General features: G+C 42.7%; 19 protein-coding genes. All 19 read right to left on the bottom strand.

Translation table 11 applies throughout. The annotated features are described in order from the left end of the window. Nucleotides 1-125: 125 nt before the first annotated feature. Entirely contained in the window at nt 126-1028 is a 903-nt protein-coding gene (locus tag PCY07_RS09060; protein WP_301356448.1) for a carbohydrate kinase family protein, read from the bottom strand. An 83-nt stretch (nt 1029-1111) separates the two neighbouring features. Next, entirely contained in the window at nt 1112-1864 is a 753-nt protein-coding gene (locus PCY07_RS09055) for an SDR family oxidoreductase (RefSeq protein WP_301356446.1), read from the bottom strand. A gap of 4 nt (nt 1865-1868) precedes the next feature. Further along, a complete protein-coding gene (locus tag PCY07_RS09050) occupies nt 1869-2699 on the bottom strand; it encodes an energy-coupling factor transporter transmembrane protein EcfT (protein ID WP_023918937.1) in 831 nt (276 codons plus the stop codon). Further along, on the bottom strand, nt 2671-4374 hold the full coding sequence (locus PCY07_RS09045; RefSeq protein ID WP_301356444.1) for an ABC transporter ATP-binding protein: 1704 nt from the start codon (nt 4372-4374) through the stop codon (nt 2671-2673). The genes PCY07_RS09050 and PCY07_RS09045 overlap by 29 nt, the downstream gene beginning before the upstream one ends. Then, the gene (locus PCY07_RS09040; protein WP_101770676.1) at nt 4375-5148 is read right to left on the bottom strand and encodes a nucleoside phosphorylase; all 774 of its coding nucleotides are present in this window, start codon (nt 5146-5148) and stop codon (nt 4375-4377) included. 157 nt (nt 5149-5305) lie between these two features. Beyond that, entirely contained in the window at nt 5306-6211 is a 906-nt protein-coding gene (locus PCY07_RS09035; protein WP_367316951.1) for a DUF4299 family protein, read from the bottom strand. Nucleotides 6212-6310: 99 nt separating this feature from the next. Beyond that, entirely contained in the window at nt 6311-7294 is a 984-nt protein-coding gene (locus PCY07_RS09030; protein ID WP_301356440.1) for a rhodanese-related sulfurtransferase, read from the bottom strand. Between the two features lie 150 nt (nt 7295-7444). Beyond that, nucleotides 7445-7936 (bottom strand): DUF6773 family protein, encoded by a 492-nt coding sequence (locus tag PCY07_RS09025; protein ID WP_301356439.1) that lies wholly within the window; start codon nt 7934-7936, stop codon nt 7445-7447. A gap of 10 nt (nt 7937-7946) precedes the next feature. Next, nucleotides 7947-8429 carry a DUF6773 family protein gene (locus PCY07_RS09020; RefSeq protein WP_301356437.1) on the bottom strand — a complete coding sequence of 161 codons (483 nt, stop codon included), beginning with the start codon at nt 8427-8429 and terminating at the stop codon, nt 7947-7949. A gap of 28 nt (nt 8430-8457) precedes the next feature. After that, the gene (locus tag PCY07_RS09015) at nt 8458-8652 is read right to left on the bottom strand and encodes a helix-turn-helix transcriptional regulator (protein ID WP_003005328.1); all 195 of its coding nucleotides are present in this window, start codon (nt 8650-8652) and stop codon (nt 8458-8460) included. Between the two features lie 141 nt (nt 8653-8793). Next, the gene (locus PCY07_RS09010) at nt 8794-9345 is read right to left on the bottom strand and encodes an ECF-type riboflavin transporter substrate-binding protein (RefSeq protein ID WP_301356434.1); all 552 of its coding nucleotides are present in this window, start codon (nt 9343-9345) and stop codon (nt 8794-8796) included. Nucleotides 9346-9359: 14 nt separating this feature from the next. Beyond that, nucleotides 9360-10208, bottom strand: coding sequence for an S-adenosyl-l-methionine hydroxide adenosyltransferase family protein (locus PCY07_RS09005; protein WP_014713778.1), 849 nt, complete (start codon nt 10206-10208; stop codon nt 9360-9362). After that, a complete protein-coding gene (locus tag PCY07_RS09000) occupies nt 10198-10794 on the bottom strand; it encodes an MptD family putative ECF transporter S component (protein WP_013904060.1) in 597 nt (198 codons plus the stop codon). Before PCY07_RS09000 ends, PCY07_RS09005 begins: the two co-directional genes overlap by 11 nt. Before the next feature lie 12 nt (nt 10795-10806). Beyond that, the gene (locus tag PCY07_RS08995) at nt 10807-11499 is read right to left on the bottom strand and encodes a methionine ABC transporter permease (protein ID WP_003008487.1); all 693 of its coding nucleotides are present in this window, start codon (nt 11497-11499) and stop codon (nt 10807-10809) included. Then, a complete protein-coding gene (locus PCY07_RS08990; RefSeq protein ID WP_101770672.1) occupies nt 11496-12563 on the bottom strand; it encodes a methionine ABC transporter ATP-binding protein in 1068 nt (355 codons plus the stop codon). Before PCY07_RS08990 ends, PCY07_RS08995 begins: the two co-directional genes overlap by 4 nt. After that, complete coding sequence (locus PCY07_RS08985; RefSeq protein WP_003013394.1) at nt 12556-13929, bottom strand: M20/M25/M40 family metallo-hydrolase; 1374 nt, start codon at nt 13927-13929, stop codon at nt 12556-12558. Before PCY07_RS08985 ends, PCY07_RS08990 begins: the two co-directional genes overlap by 8 nt. 72 nt (nt 13930-14001) lie before the next feature. Beyond that, entirely contained in the window at nt 14002-14865 is an 864-nt protein-coding gene (locus tag PCY07_RS08980) for a MetQ/NlpA family ABC transporter substrate-binding protein (RefSeq protein WP_049515872.1), read from the bottom strand. A 24-nt stretch (nt 14866-14889) separates the two neighbouring features. Beyond that, complete coding sequence (locus PCY07_RS08975) at nt 14890-15717, bottom strand: amino acid ABC transporter substrate-binding protein (RefSeq protein ID WP_101770671.1); 828 nt, start codon at nt 15715-15717, stop codon at nt 14890-14892. A gap of 120 nt (nt 15718-15837) precedes the next feature. Further along, a complete protein-coding gene (locus PCY07_RS08970) occupies nt 15838-16983 on the bottom strand; it encodes an amidohydrolase (protein WP_101770670.1) in 1146 nt (381 codons plus the stop codon). Nucleotides 16984-17086: the final 103 nt, after the last annotated feature.

Raw genomic sequence — 17086 nt, 5'->3', positions numbered from 1 at the left:
CGCAGTGGTTGAGTGGGCTCTACTACGCTGATTTCATCAGCTTTTACAGCCCTACTCAACTGTGCGGAGGTGGGACGACGAAATCGAATTCTAACGAATTACCGATTTCTGTCCCACTCTCTTTTTTATTTTTGTTTCAATTCTGTTCGTAGGGCTTCTTGCTGCTCTTTTGTCAGATGAACGCCCTTACTTGCAACAATCTGACTAGAGACTTTGTTGGCAAACCTTAAGGCTTGCGTCATATCTAAGCCTTCTAAACGGGCGGATATGAAGGCGCCCACATGGCTATCTCCAGCGCCTACTGTATCGACAACTTCTGTTGGAAAACCGTCTGCCTCATACCAGTTGCCATCATAGGCAACCGCTCCTTTTTCACCCAAGGTGACAATGACCAATTGCCCCGTTCTCTGATACAAGTGTTCGATGGCTGGCTGGATCTCTCTACACCCTGAAAAAGCCAGTGCTTCAGCCTCATTAACATGGAGAATTGGATGCAGATCATAAATTGCTTCCAGTCGATCCTTTGGAATCAAGAGTCCGCGTGGACCTGGTGCAAAAATCACCTGACCTTCTAGTTGCGAAACGGACTGGACCAATGCAAGACCGGTTGGCTCCTCGACTTCAAGGCCACATAAGTAGATGTAATCAAACCGATCTGTCTCAATCTCTTTTAGCCACTCTGCTTGGAAGCTATACTCCACTCCGTGGTCCGATAAGAAGGTCCGCTCACCATCAGACTCTACAAAGCAGTAACAGCAACCATTGGCCCCTTCTAATGAGATGCTAGAGGAAATCCCTAATTGTTTTAGCTCTCTCCGAATAAAATCACCATATATTCCAGAACCGACTGGCGAGACAAACTGGTAGGGTTGCGATAAAAAATGAAGGATATTAACGACATTAAAGGCACAACCTCCCACAGACCATTGCTGGTGATCAATATGGGCATCTCCTTCACGACTTGGCAAACGATCCAAGTAAATCATCACATCACAAACTGTAGAACCAATAATTAACGCAGCTGTCATCTTTTTCTCCTTACTTTGCCTTCTATTATACCAGAGGAAACATAAAAAACAACCAACCCCTTGTGGAGTGGTTGCTTCTCTTTTTAATCACGATAAACGGGTTGAGGGCCAAAGGTTTGGGAAACCGGCATGATTTCAATCCGATTGACATTGACATGCTTGGGCTGTTGGATCAACCAAGCTACGGTGTCGGCAATGTCTTCAGGCTGAATGGCATGGGCATCTCGATAGAGGGCTTCTATCCGTTTTTCGTCTCCTTTAAAGCGAACAGAAGAGAACTCCGTTCCTTCGCAAAGACCGGGTTCAATATTGCTGACACGAATCTTCTTGCCAGCTAGATCCGCCCGAAGATTGAGGGAGAATTGCTTGACAAAAGCCTTGGATGCCCCGTAAACATTGGCCCCTGGATAAGGCACAGTTCCTGCTGTAGAGCCCAAATTGATAATATAGCCATCATTTCGTTCCACCATCTGAGGCAAGATTTTCCTTGTCAGATAGGTCAAGCCGACAATATTGGTCTGAATCATGGTCAGCCAGTCTGCGACCTCTGCTTCATAAGCTGGGGCGAGGCCTAGAGCCAAGCCAGCATTATTAACCAAAACATCCACTCTCTCCCAAGCTTTTGGCAAACTGGCAAGTGCATGATCTACCTGAGAAAGATCCGTCACATCCATTTGCAGGGGATAAAAGGCTTCTCCCAGCTCTTCTTGGAGAGCCTGTAATTTTTCAATGCGTCTAGCTGATCCGATCACACGGTATCCATCTGCTACTAAGCGACGGCAAATCGCTTGACCAAAACCAGCTGAAGCTCCTGTTACTAAAATCGTTTCTGACATGTCATTACCTCCATGGATTGTAAAAACGTCCCTGATTGAGAAAGATCAGGACAATACTCAAAACCAGAACAGCCAAGGCTGATAGAATCATCCCATAATCTTTCATTTCCATAGCTTGATGAGAATACCAGGTCCGCTTTTTATTTTTACCAAAGCGACGTAATTCCATGGCCGTAGAAATGCTGTCAATCCGTTCAAGGGAGCTAAAGATTAAGGGAGAGATGATTTGTAAATTGCCTTTGATCCGTTGGATCAGCTTGGCCTTTTTGGACAATTCCACCCCTCTGGCTTCCTGAGACAATTTAATCGTTTGATATTCTTCTTGTACGTCAGGAATGTAACGCAGAGTCAAGCTGACAGAATAGGCAATCTTGTATGATACGCCAATTTGGTTGAGGCTTGAAGCAAACTGACTAGGATGGGTCGTCATCAAAAAAATCAAGGCTAGAGGTATGGTACAGACATACTTAAGAGCAAGATTAAAAAGATAAAAGAGTTCCTGCGAGGTGATACTATAGGAACCCCAACCCTTCATCAGTACCGTCTTTGCCCCGTAGATCTCTACACCATACTGAGGGGCAAAGAGATAGACCATGACAACATTTAACAGTGCAAAAACAAGAGCAAATGCAAGTACAAATGAAATATCCCGAAATCGAATACGAGCTGTAGAGAATAACAGCAAGGCGCCCACACCAATTCCTAGAAGGAGCCGGGTATCATAACTCAACATGGCCGCAAGAGATACAAAAAGAAGAAAGAGTAACTTACTCGCACCTGAAAGGCGATGAAGAAAACTCGTCCCCTCATGGTAGCCGACTAATCGATGCTTCATGACCTACTCCTTTCTGTTGCATATAAAACTGCGTTAGCGCCAAGGGATCCATTCCTAATCGATTGGCTAAGGCAAAAATCGAAGTCTCTTTGAGATTAGCCTCTTGTAAAATATCCGGATGAGTGAACAGCTCTGCAGGTGAGAGATCAGCTAGAATTTGTCCGTCTGATACCACAAGTGCACGATCAGAATAATCCAACATCAGTTGCATATCATGGGTAATCATGACAATGGTATGGCCTTTTTCTTGCAAGCTATCTAGAAATTCCATGATGTCAGTGTAATTGCGCTGGTCCTGACCTGCTGTCGGCTCGTCCAAGACCAAAATTTCTGGTCCTAAAACTAGTATAGAGGCGATGGTCACCCGTTTCTTTTGCCCATATGAGAGGGCAGAAATCGGCCATTTACGAAACTCATAGAGACCACAAGTTTTCAGTGCTTGATAGACACGCTTCTTAATATCTTCTTCCGATATCCCCCGCAAGCGCAAACCTAGAGCGACTTCGTCAAAAATCATATTGGTCGAAATCATTTGATTGGGGTTTTGTAGGACATAGCCTACTCGCTCAGCCCGTTCCTTGACACTCTCCTGCTTGATATCTTCGCCTCTAGAGGTGTATTGCCCTTCTGTGGTAATGAATCCACAGATGGCTTTCGCAAGAGTTGATTTCCCTGCCCCATTCTTCCCGACAATCGCTAAGCGCTGCCCTTTCGGAATCGTGAGGGATATATTTTTTAAGATCGGATGATTTTCTTGATAAGCAAAGGAAATCTGCTCCAACTTCAATAGTTCTTTTGCTTCACCAGTTTTAGTATAGGTCGCTTCTGGAATCACACAATTTACATCATCCAGTTGGATATCGTCCAAACGATCCAGATGCTCCAATTGATTGATATCCTGACCAAGCTGGCGAAGAGTTGTTAAATAGAGGGGTTCTCGAATCCCATTTTCAGCCAGAAGTGTCGTTCTCAACAACTCATCTGGTCGACCATTAAAGAGAACTTGTCCTTGATTGATCAAGATAACCCGATCGACAGGACGGTAGAGTACATCCTCTAAACGGTGTTCAATAATAATGGTGGTCGTCCCCTGTTCTTCATGAATCTGATCAATCAGATCAATAATATCCTGACCCGACTTGGGATCTAGATTAGCCAGTGGTTCATCAAAAAGGAGGATCGGACTTTCGTCAATCAGAACACCTGCTAAGCTCACCCGCTGTTTTTGACCACCGGACAAATCTTGTGGCCGATGATCCAAGAGCTTCATCAAATCCAAGCGTTCTGCCCAACTCTGCACACGCTCTTTCATCGTTCCCAGCTCAACCATGTCATTTTCAAGGGCAAAAGCCAAGTCTTCTGCGACACTCAAACCGATAAACTGGCCATCTGTATCTTGCAAAACCGTACTGACCAAATGAGATTTCTCATAAATACTGAGATTAAAGGCTTCTTTCCCCTGAATGAGGAATTGTCCACTACTGGTTCCCTTATAGATATTGGGGATAATCCCATTTAAGCACTGGCCAATGGTTGACTTCCCAGAACCAGATGGCCCAACAATCAGAACCTTTTCCCCCTTATAAATGGTTAAGTTGAGATTTTTCAAGGTTGGTTCAGACTGTGCCTTGTATTGGAAGGAAAAATCCTTCAGTTCAATCATTGCTTCTTTCATTTAGTTTGCCTTTTCCCAAAAGAGCGCAAATTGGATGGCTAACTCCGCGATGCGATCCTTGCTATCTAAATCCTCATGACTAGATAAGGTTCGAATATCCCATTTTTCTTCCGAGAGGTGGTCAGCTGCATAGAAGAAATGGCAGAGCTCAAAGCCCCTATAAGCTGCTAAAGCTGCCACTGCCGAACATTCCATATCCACACAGATGGCTCCTGCTTCCTTTCGTCGCTTCATCTTGTCGATGGTTTCTCGGTAGGGTGCATCTGTCGTCCACACTTTTCCCGACTGATAAGAAACCTTGTGACTGTCCAGAAAGGCTTGGAAGAGAGGGAGGGTTTTCTTATTTACTTCCACTTCATCACTAGCCGGAAGATAGTGGTAACTGGTCCCCTCGTCGCGAAGAGCAGCTGTTGGAATGATGATGGAAGTCGCTTCGATATCACGGTCTAAAACCCCACAGGTCCCAAAAAGAACGAGTTTTTCCATCCCAAATTGAATCAGGTCCTCTATAATTCCCACACAGGAAGCAGCCCCAACTGGTGCATTAAAGACACCAATCTGTTGGTCACCAATAGTGATCCCATAGACCAAGACTTCAAAATTAGCCATGGAGGTTCTTGCAATGACCTCATGGTCATAATTCTCAAGGAGGCGAGCAAAAGTTACTCTTGAAAAGCAAGAGATGACTACTTTGGGAAATCCTTCAATTGGTTGGTGTAAGTCTTGTGGATTGATAATCGCCTGTCGATTGGCATCAAATTCTTCTAACAGCATTTCGTGCACCTCTTTCATTCTACTTCTAGGCCCCTATTATACCATAATTAGCCTAGTCATTGGTTTTTGATCAAAGGAAGGAGTATAAAAAAGAACTGCTCCCAGACGTTAGATTTTTAGGATCAAACGTCGAAGGGACAGTTCACTGCGATATTTTTTACTTGTTTTCCAATTGCGCTAATTCTAGCAACCGCTCTTTGGACAATTTTTTGATTTCAATTTGACTAGCATCTAGCAGCTGGTATTCATCTGACTCTAGCGTTGCCAATAGATTCTTCAGTGCAAGAGAACCAATTGGATGGTAATTTTCTGGCTTATCCGGATCTCCATCGATCGCAACCAATAGAACTTGCCAATCAATGATACCCGCTAAGCCCACAATTTCTACATATTCTGCAGGAACATGTGGCACGCTTGGCAAGACCGTATCCGTATCTTCTGTCAAGCTATAGCTGGCTAAGAAGGCTCCTGTCTCCTCCTGTTGATAAAAACGGACTTGACTGAAATAAGCTGCACTATATTGAATCTTCTTGATAAAGGCAGAGTAGGCTTCTAGTGGATGGACATGGTTCAAGACTTCCTGCACTGTATCCCGATCCAAATAGACTGGATGAGCGAAGCCTTGTACTTCAAACTCTTTTAGATCTTTTTCTTTCGTCACATTACCCAGCGTTTCTAGGATAACGACTTCATAATCAAAATGGAAAATAGAATCTGGAGTATAGCTCACGCCATCGCTGGCCACAATCTCCGTTCCTAATACTTCTGCGAGGCGACTGAGCCATCGAAGGGCCAACTGCCAATCTTCTTCTATCGCAAAAGAGGGCACCTGAATCTGATAAGACTCTTCCTCATCAAAATAGCGTAACTGCAGAGGAAGACCGCTCTTGCCAAATACGATACAGTTCAAACCTTCAAAATCATTTAAGGGACGATGAAGGGTGGCAGGATCATAGTTATAGGTTGTCAACCCTTCTACCAATTTAAGAACTTCCTGTGCTGCGAGTACTTTCTGATAGCCAAATAAGCTCTTTTTATTTTTGATTGAAAACACGATACTAATTTGTTTTCTCCTTTGTGAAATCGCTTACCTAAAGTATAGCACAATTTTCAATCAATTTCCATATAAAAACAGCCTGAGCTTTCAGACTGTTTGTTTCCATTATGCAGGTGCTCCATCAAGCGTCTCACCGATGACCGCTAAACGCTCACGAACTTCTGCTTGTGACAAGTTGTGTTCTTGGACATAACGATTGCGAGGGTGAACCCGGCACTCATGCGAACATCCGCGAAGATACTTGTCTTCGTTTTCTTCTGAGGTCAAGATCCGACGGTTACAGAAAGGATTTCCACAGTTGACATAGCGTTCGCATGGTGTTCCATCAAACCAGTCTTTTCCGACAACGATTGGATCGACATGGTTGACATCGACTGCAATCCGCTCGTCAAAGACGTACATTTTCCCATCCCATAGTTCTCCTTGAACTTCTGGGTCTTTCCCGTAGGTTGCAATTCCGCCGTGCAATTGACCGACATCTTTGTAGCCTTCACGCACCATCCAGCCTGAGAATTTCTCACAGCGGACTCCTCCAGTACAGTAGACGACAACGCGTTTGTCCATGAATTTTTCCTTGTTATCACGGACCCATTGTGGCAATTCACGGAAGTTGCGGATGTCTGGACGAATAGCTCCACGGAAGTGACCAAGATCGTACTCGTAGTCGTTACGAGTATCAAGGACAACGGTATTTTCGTCGAGAAGAGCATCTTTAAACTCTTTTGGTGACAAGTAAGCACCTGTTGTTTCAAGAGGATTGATGTCATTATCGAAATTATCATCTTCTAAACCAAGGTGGACAATCTCTTTCTTATAACGTACAAACATCTTCTTGAAAGCTTGCTCTTCTTCCTCATCGATCTTGAACCAAAGGTCCTCCATCCCTGGAAGGCTGTGAACGTAGTCCATGTATTTTTGCGTTGTTTCGTAGTCACCAGAAACAGTTCCATTGATTCCTTCGTCAGCGACTAGGATACGCCCTTTAAGGCCGATTGATTTACAGAAGGCCAAGTGATCAGCCGCAAATTGTTCTGCGTTTTCGATGGGAACATATTTATAGTAAAGTAATACACGAATAGGTTTTGCCATGTCATTCTCTTTTCTAAGATTAAATTATCAGAATTTTTAATTCAACTATACCAGTATACTCTCCCAAGAAAACGAATGCAATTTATTTGACTGAAAAATAAAAGCCTGGGATTCCAGACTTTTATACGACGAAACCAAAGCTCCTCCTTCCTACTCTTCTTTTTCCAACTGATCCAGATAGGCTTCATAGCGTCTTTTCTCAACTTTTGCAAGAAGCATCACAAGGGTATTCACTCCCCATACAATTGGAAGATTCAGTAAAAAGGTAATAGGAAGTACTAGTAAGAATTTTGAATGAAAGGGATTTGCCTGATAGACAGCCTGGTTTAATTGAAAATTTTGAGCCCAGATGAACAAGGAGAGAATAGAGGTTACTGCTACAATTCCCATCACATTTAGATAGCTGTAACTGATAAATCTCACACCCAATCGTTGACAACGCACCGAATAATACAATCCTGAGACGATGAGTAAGGCTACCACCATGATTGGACTGAGCCCCACCTTAGATGTAAAAATGGATCCAACACTAAAAACAGTTAAGGAAAGGAAAAGAAAACCAGCCGTCTCCGCACCAGCCTTATTAGCTAAGCCTTCTTCTCGTTCATCTATGATTTGTTTGTTCAGCAATTGTAATCTCATCTCTTTCTCCTTATTCTTCATCCTCTAATTCTGCCTCGACCTTCTCTTGTTTTTTCCGATTGATAAGAGCAAGTGGTTTTTCAAGAAGATCTGTCAGGATGGCAAAGACGAGAATTTCTAATAGAATTTTGACCAGATACTTGGGACTCAAGATAAAGCTCATTGCTTCTCTCTTTCCAATCACATCCATAGCTGTCACAAGCACAGCAAAGAATAGACCTGACCCAAGGCGACTCAACCAGCTATCTTTTTCTAACACATCTCGGATATCAATCCCTGAACTGATCCTTCTTAGCAGAGCATAAGCCCCCATGGCAATTAGAAGGAACATCTCAGGGAGATAAGCGACGAGGTCTAAGTCCAGGATACTGGATTTCACAAAGGCAGATAGGGCAATAAAGCAGGTCATGCCAAGGACAAGTTCTCCTGCGATTTTTCCATCAAGTAGCATAGTCCGTTCATCTTTTACAATTGGTTCTTTCTTTTGTTTCATATGTTTCCTCTTTCTATTATTAAAACTGTTACTCCCAGAACAGTTGATCCAGCGTCTTATCCAAGGTCTTACAAATGGCAAGGCAAAGACTGAGGGTCGGATTGTATTTCCCTGCCTCGATCAGGCCAATGGTCTGGCGTGTCACCCCTATGGCATCTGCAAGATCCCCCTGAGTCATATCATGTTCGACCCGGGCCATTTTTAATTTGAGATTTTTCGCCACATGCTTTTCCTTTCTTGTTTTTATAACTTTATTATACACTATATTTTCTACTTTGCAATATATATCTTACATTTTGTAAAAAATATTTTTTACAAAACAAAAAAAAGCCTGGTTTCCCAGACTTTATCTTCTTATTTATGATTAGTCTTTAGACAAACTTCCGTCTTTTGTTTGGGTACGAGCATAGGCAATCAAGAGGAGTGAACCTGCAATAGCTACAACTAAAGCATTGATAGAACCTGCTACAACACCTTGTAGGAAGACTTTATTTGGATTATCGTGATAGATCAAGACATCCCCCACCGGAGCAATCAAGCCCCAGATCACAAGGTTGGATACGATTTGAACGACATTAAAGACGATCAATTCTTTCTTGGTCACTTCTCCTTTGAGGTCACCGATTTGTTTGCGGAAGAAACCAACAAAGAGACCAAACAAGCCACTAGAAATGATCCAAGTCCACCAAAGACCACCTGACATAGCGTCCTTAATGGCATGACCAATCAAGCCGATTAAGAAGCCGACAATTGGGCCAAAGACTACACTAAAGAGAGCTTGAAGGGCATATTGCAACTGAATGCTCGTATTCGGTGCAGGTGCAGGGATTTGCAACATAGCAATCACGACAAAGAGGGCTGCTCCAACCCCAATAGCTACAACATCTTTAATTGAAAATAATGATTTCTTTTTCATTATGATATCTCCTATTAATTTTCCATTTTTCTAATCTCGATATGCCAAGAAGCCCCAACTCCTACATTATAGGCCTTGGCAAAGGATCCCTGGTTGATGGCAAGACCAACACGGTAAAGGGAATTGATATAAAGGATTGGCTGTCCAATTCGCACGTCGGCGAAAGACTTACCGTAGGTTACTTGGTTTTGGTAAACCAGCATGTCATTGTTATAGATGGTCACTTCAAAACGTTCCCCAAATTCGGGTGCCAAATGATTGAACTCTTCCCGAGTAATGGAAGTCCAAAGAGAACCAAAGCGTACATCTAGGATGTCAACTGCACCTTTAACAAGATCGTCCTCAAAAACCGTCTCAACTACTGGGATTTCCACAATATGTTCGACACTGAGTTCTGGTCCGACTTCTTCAAAACTAATATGGCCACTGGCCAACTTAGCCCCTGTATAGGCGTAGACATCACGCCCATGGAAGGTATAAGAAAACTCTGTATTGGCTCGACGGTTCTTCACCTCTGAAATCTCACGGATAGCAACAATCCCTACATGTTTCTTGATAAAAGAGAGAGTTCCATTATCCGGAGTGACAATGAATTGATTTTTTGCCGTTTTAGCTACGACACTCTTTCGTTTGGAACCGACACCAGGATCGACCACCGAAACAAAGGTTGTCCCTTCTGGCCAGTAATCTACTGTCTGAAAGAGACGGTAACTCCCTTCAAAGATATTGTAGGGGGTAATATCATGAGTTAAGTGGTGAATTTTAAGGGTTGGTGATTCTTCTAAAGCAACCCCAATCATAGCTGATACTGCTCCATCCACCAAACCAAAGTCTGACTGAAGAACTAGTAAATTATTGTGCATCTTTATCTCCTTTTTTGGCCAATAATGGAAGAAGGATGTTCGATAGTCCCCATCCTAATCCTGCACCCAATATGACCGTGAGGACAAACCAAGTGATGGTCGCTAGATCTGGTGATACCATCACCCGATTGACATAGTCTATCGATTTACCACGATCCAGTAACGACATGCGGTAACTGGCTGGATAGAACCACATCATCAGAATGGGCCCTGTTGTCGCAAAGGCAAAAATAACAAAAGACAAGGCATTTCGTAAATTCGAGCGAAAACGACCACTTGAAGCGACCATCTCCGCAAAACTTCCGGCGATCAAGGCTGGAATAAAGGCCCCTGCACCATGACGTGAAAGGAGAAAGAAGGATCCGATCACGCAGCCAACTATAAAGATAGATCCAACTCCTTTTATTTTTTCTAGAAAATAGCGGTAGATCGTCCCGCCAAACAAGGCTGAAAAGGCAGGAGCATAAAACATATTTCCTTGATGATCGACCAGATTTCCAACTAAGACCCCCAGTCCAATCGCAACAAAATAGAGGAAGACGAAGGCTCCGACTTGTTTCATATGATTCACATTTATTCTATTCATTGGATACTGATCCTAACGGTGGCTAATTTTCTTCGAAAGGAAGTCCCCGATAAATTGGACTAGAACGATAAGAATCAGGATCAATAAGGTCGCCACAAAGATGACATCATTGTTAAACATGTTTTTCCCGTAGTTGATGGCCAAGGTTCCTAATCCTCCAGCACCAACGGCACCCGCCATGGCGGTTTCTCCGATCAAGGAAATGATGGTCACTGTTGTCACACGGATCAAATCAGGAAGCCCTTCACGAAGGTAGACACCAACAATATCCCAGAAGGTTGCCCCACTAGCTTGCGCTGCTTCAATCACACCTCCATCCAATTCGGACAAGACCACTTGGACTTGGCGGGCAAAGAATGGAAAGACAGCCAAAGACAGCGGAACAAGGGCTGCTGTAGGACCGATGGTATTTTTCAAGAGCAAGTAGGTCAATGGATTAATAAAGGCCAACAAGATAATGAAAGGAATGGCGCGGAACAAGGAAGTAATCTTATCCAAAATTTGGAAAACGATTCTATTTTCGATGACACCACCTGGACGGGTCAAGACCAACAAAAGCCCTGTCACCAAACCTAAAAATCCACCAATAATGAAGGAAATAACGGTCATGTAAAGAGTCAAGTAAATAGCGGTTCCCCATCCATACTGGCCAGACCACCCTAATTTATAGACATTTGGTAAATATGTTTGAATTAACTGGATCATGCTTTTCTCCCATCTTTCACAATAGTCACGGAAACTCCTGCATTTTCTAACTCAGCTTTGGCCGTTTCCAGATTTTGATTTTCACCTGATAAGATGACCACCAATTCTCCAACAGGCGTGTTATCAAGGATCTCGATGTTCCCAAATAAAATGTTGGCAGATACTTGGTACTGCTTGTAAATATCATTGATGATGGCTGTATCTGTCACTGAACCTGCATACTTAAGATGCGCTAGAACCGAATCATCTGGTAAGTTCTTAACAATCGCTTGTTGGTTGATTTTCACCATGGCTTCATCGATTCCTGTTGCAACCGTGATAAAGTCTTGCGTCAAAGCATTTTTCGGATTTGAGAAGATATCTAAAACAGACCCTTCTTCAATCAGTTCGCCATTTTGCATGACAGCTACCCGATTGGCAATATCTTTAACAATTTGCATCTCATGGGTGATCAAGACAATGGTTAAACCAAGTTTTTTGTTTAACTCTTGCAACAAAGCTAGAATTTGTTTGGTCGTCTTTGGATCCAAGGCTGAAGTTGACTCATCTGAGATCAAAATCTTTGGATCGTTGGCAAGGGCACGCGCAATCGCTACCCGTTGCTTTTGACCACCAGACAATTGTGCTGGGTAATTTTCTGCACGGTCAGATAGACCAACCAAATCCAACAATTTCGCCACTTTCTCATTCTTTTGTTCTTTGTTCAATTTAGAATGTTTAAGAGCAAATGCTACATTTTCTGCGACAGTCATTTGAGCCATCAAGTTGAAGTGTTGGAAAATCATTCCGATATCCCGACGTTTCTCCCGAAGGGTAGCCGGTTTTAGGGTCACCTGATCTTGATAAATCACATCTCCATCCACAGTAATGGTTCCAGCGCTAGGCACTTGCAAGAGATTGATCACCCGAACCAAGGTCGATTTCCCGGCTCCAGAATACCCTACAATCCCATAAATATCACCTTCATTAATATGAATGGTCACATCTTTGACAGCTTGGATCTGACGTTTCTTTTGCTGGAAGGTCACATCAATGTGGTCCAGCTGAATCATTGCTTTACTCATAACTTGCTATTAACTCCTTTATCAATTCAATATGGGTGTAATAATCGGCGATTTTCACATTTTCGTCGCCCCCATGATCACGGCTATTGGCATTGCCAATTCCAAAGGCTGCCATCGGCACCTGCAAAGCCTCAAATACCGTATGCATGGGCCCTGTCCCCGCAGTTGTTGGAAGAACAGAGACTCCTTCTCTATAGAAGTCTTTGGCCAACCGAATGACATTTAAAATCGATGGGGCACTCATATCACTTCGGTAACTCATTTCACCGAGAGTATAGACCAATTCGACCTGATCATAGCCATTTTTCTTCAATTGCTGCTTGATCTTTTCTAAGACATCCTTGGGATCCAGTCCAGGAACTAATCGCACCTCCATCTTAGCACGCGCCTCTGCTGGAAGAATCGTTTTAACACCTTGGCCTTGGTAACCAGAGCCAAAACCTTCAATATTCAGGGCTGGTTCAAAATAGAAACGGCGCAGGAATTCTTTTCGGTCTTCCTTCAAGATTGGGAGGGTTAGACCATAGGTTTCCGCAACATCTTCTGGTCCTTTGTTGGCATATTGCTCGATCAAAGCTAGCTCGCGTTCATTGGGTTCTTGGATCTGATCGTAAATCCCATCTACCAAGATTCGGCCTTCTTTGTCACGTAGGCTTGCGATGGCATTTAACAAATACCAGGAAGCAGAGTCCACCACCCCGCCATAGCTGGAATGAATATCCACTTCTGCACTCTTCACCACCATATCAAAGGTGACGATCCCCTTGCTACCACCAGAAATTTCCAACTGACCCTGATTATTTCGGGTACCTTGTTCCCAGACTAAGAGGTCTGCCCCACGCAAGTGTTTCTTGTGTTTGGCCAAGTATTTATCCAAGTCAGTCGATGCAGACTCCTCTGCCCCTTCGATGATAAAGGTGATATTGACTGGCAAATCGCCACTTTCACGAATGTATTTTCGAAGAGCTGTGAGACGAGCCGTGATATGCCCCTTGTCATCATCAACCCCTCGACCGTACATGGTCCCATAATGAACTGATAAGGTAAAAGGGTCTCCCGTCCAAGGTTGGTCTCCATCAGCTGGTACCGTATCATAGTGGTTATAAAAAATGATGGTTTTGGCTTCAGGATTTGGCGAGAAAAATTTGGCAATCACAAAAGGTGCTGTATAGCTATCATCAACTTCGACTTTGGCTCCTGCAGCTGTAAAAATTTCCCCCAAATAGTTGGCTACTTCCTTGAGACCAACTTGTTGGGCAAAGATGGATTTTTTTGAAATCAAGGTTCGTAACACTTCAAAATAGTGTTGTGCGACCTCATCATTTTCAAATTTACGGATTTGTTCCGCTTCTGTTGCAAAAGGCATGCATTCCTCCTAATACACGATAAGAGGTAGAGAATCGCTTCTCCACCTCCTTCATACACTTGAGATCAAATCTTAGAAGACTGGTTGGTCCATTCCTTCTGAAGATTCTTCGATCACTTTCTTCACATTGTCTTTGTGATAGGCTTTGATGATTTCTTTGATTGCTTTTGCTTTATCAGATTTTTCCCAATCTTTCTTAGCAGCGATCAAGTTGTACCATTGTTTTGAGTTGTTGTCTTTCTTTTCAACATAGATAGCTTTTTTGAAATCAACGCCTGCTTCACGAACGAAGGTATTGTTGATGACTGCAGCATCTACTGATGGAAGAGCAGATGGCGTTTGTGAAGCATCCAATTCAGAGATCTTCAAATCTTTTGAATTTTCTTTGATATTTGACACGTTTGCCAATTGACCATCTTTGGTATCCAATTTAATCAAACCAGCTGATTGCAAGACATACAAAGCACGGCTTTCATTTGTTGGGTCATTTGGTACAGCGATTGTTCCACCTTTAGGAATTTCTTTAATTGAAGTGTATTTGTTTTTACCGTTTTCTGTACCAGAGTAAAGACGGATTGGAGCGATGTACGTATCTGCTACTGCAACAAGGGCCTTGTCGTTTTTAGAGTTCCAGTTATCAAGGAAGTTGTAGTGTTGGAAAGCATTGATATCCACGCTACCATCTTTTACAGCCACGTTTGGTTGTGAGTAGTCTGTAAATTGAGTGAATTCCAATTTGATCCCTGTTTTAGCGTCATCCAAGTTCTTTTGAACTTGATCCCAACGAGCTTTTTCAGTGTCGCTCAAAGTCATGACACCTACTTTTACAGTTGTTTCACCATCTTTGCTAGATGATTTTGAAGAACCACATGCTGCAAGAGCAAATGTTGCGATAGCTGCAAGAGCTGTTAAACCAAGAATTTTTTTCAATTTCATTTTGAAGTCTCCTTTAATTAAATATTATTCTTTAATATCTTTTGCTTCTGGTAGGTAAGTTCCACCAAAGTATTTTTTAGACAGTTTTTCAAGGGTTCCATTGTCATAGAGTTCCTTGATGCGTTTGTTGACAAATTTTTGAAGATCTTTATCTTCCTTTGCAATAATTGGATACACATAAGGTTGTTGGTCGCTTGGAAGCTCGATAACCTTCAGGTTGTCATAGCCTTGATCACGAATGATGGTATCCACTGAGATCCGTTCGAAAATCTTGTAATCTGTACGACCATCCGCTAGATTAGCCATGATGGTTTGAATGGTTCCATCTGTGTATTGCAAGTTAGTTGGATTATCTGAATGTTTTTTATTGTAATCTTCTAATTGTTTAGCAGTAGATGTTCCTTGAACAACTTCTGTTTTCTTACCACCCAAGTCATCCAAAGATTTAATAGAAGAATCTTTTGGTACGACCAATACTAATGGATTGCGAGCATATGGATTTGGATAGAGGTATTTTTCTTCCCGCTCTTTTGAGTAGCTAATGTTGTTGGCACCGATTTGGAAACGGTCACTATCTAAGCCAGCAAAGACTGAAGACCACTCTGTCTTGTTAAAGTTTACTTCATATTTGTCTGAACCTTTGAAAATTTCACGCAAAACTTCGATTTCATAACCGGTTAGCTTACCGTCTTTTTCTTCGTAAGAGAATGGTTTGGTTGTTCCAACAGTCCCAACTTCAATGGTTTTCTTACCACTGGCTGATTTGCCAGATGAACATGCTACTAAAGCACTGGTTGCAAGGACTGCAACTAATCCTAAAGCAGAATACTTAATCACTTTTTTTAGATTCATAGGATCTCCTTATTCGTTTCAGGCACATAAAACACCATTTTAAAAGTATTTTTTTATTTTATCAAAAATGTATTTACTTGCCTAATATATATTTTTTATGGAGGTGATAGTTTTTCTTTATCACACTTCTTTGGCTTTAAAATATCGCAATAAAGCTTGCGCATTTTCAACATAATAGGGAACCGACACCTCAAAGGCTGCATCATCGATGGTCATGTGATCATGATGGAGGTCTGGCGCGTCTGGCTCTCCGTTTGAACCGATAAAGGCAAAGACTCCAGGAATTCGCTCTTGGTAAAAGGCGAAGTCTTCTCCAGCTGTAGATGGATTTGCTGGAAGCACCTCAGCCAAATCTTGTGAAGCTTCCCAAACTACTTTCGTTAATTCCTCATCATTAAAGGTAACGGGCGGGGTCACACCCCACTCAAAAGCCACATCCACTTCAAGGCTTTTCGCTATGTGACGAACGATAGAAACAAAGTGTTCTTTCAACTCCCTTTGCACACTTGGATTAAAGGAACGAATGGTTCCTTCAAAATAACCTGATTTTGGGAGCACATTCCAAGTAGAACCCACATCTAGGTGCGTAATGGACAAAACAGCAGTTTCAAAGGGAGAAACGGTCCGTGAAATTAATAATTGTAAGTTCTGAACCATGGTTGTGATAGCCGTTACAGTGTCAACTCCCAAGTCTGGTCTCGCAGCATGGCTACTGACCCCTGTCACGGTAACCTTGAATTTCTCAACCCCTGCCATCATAGCTCCAGCATTCAAGGCAAGTTGCCCTGCTTTTAGCTGGGGAATATTGTGAAAACCAATAATTCCTTGAACATCCTCCAACAGTCCTGTTGCTAAAACATCAGAAGCACCTTCTGAGATTTCTTCTGCTGGTTGAAAGATCAAGCGTACGGTTCCTTCAAGCTGGTCTTCTTTTTCCTTGAGAAGAGCTGCTGCTCCTAGAAGACTGGTTTGATGAAAATCATGGCCACATGCATGCATGACTCCTGGATTCTGACTTTGGTAGGGCAGATTTGTTTGTTCCAAAATTGGAAGGGCATCGATATCTGCTCGAAGTGCCACCACTGGTTGGCCGGACCCAATTTCTGCAATCAGACCAGTTTTTAATCCACTCTCTAAAACATGAATCCCCAACTCCTCTAAACGCTCCTTTAGAAAGGCAGTTGTCTGGTATTCTTGACCAGACAATTCCGGGTGTTGGTGGATATAGTAGCGAATCTCTGCTAACTCTTCATAAGAAAAAGACACAAGCCTTCATCTCCTTTCAAACTTAAAATTATTTTATCACGAATAGGTGTTTCCGTCTAATTCCTGTTTCTTGGGTTTTGATATAGTTTTAAACTATAGATAA

Origin of the sequence: Streptococcus sp. SP1, assembly GCF_030440005.1 — a bacterium.
Lineage (GTDB): Bacteria > Bacillota > Bacilli > Lactobacillales > Streptococcaceae > Streptococcus > Streptococcus parasanguinis.
This window is presented reverse-complemented; position numbering and strand designations above follow the sequence as displayed.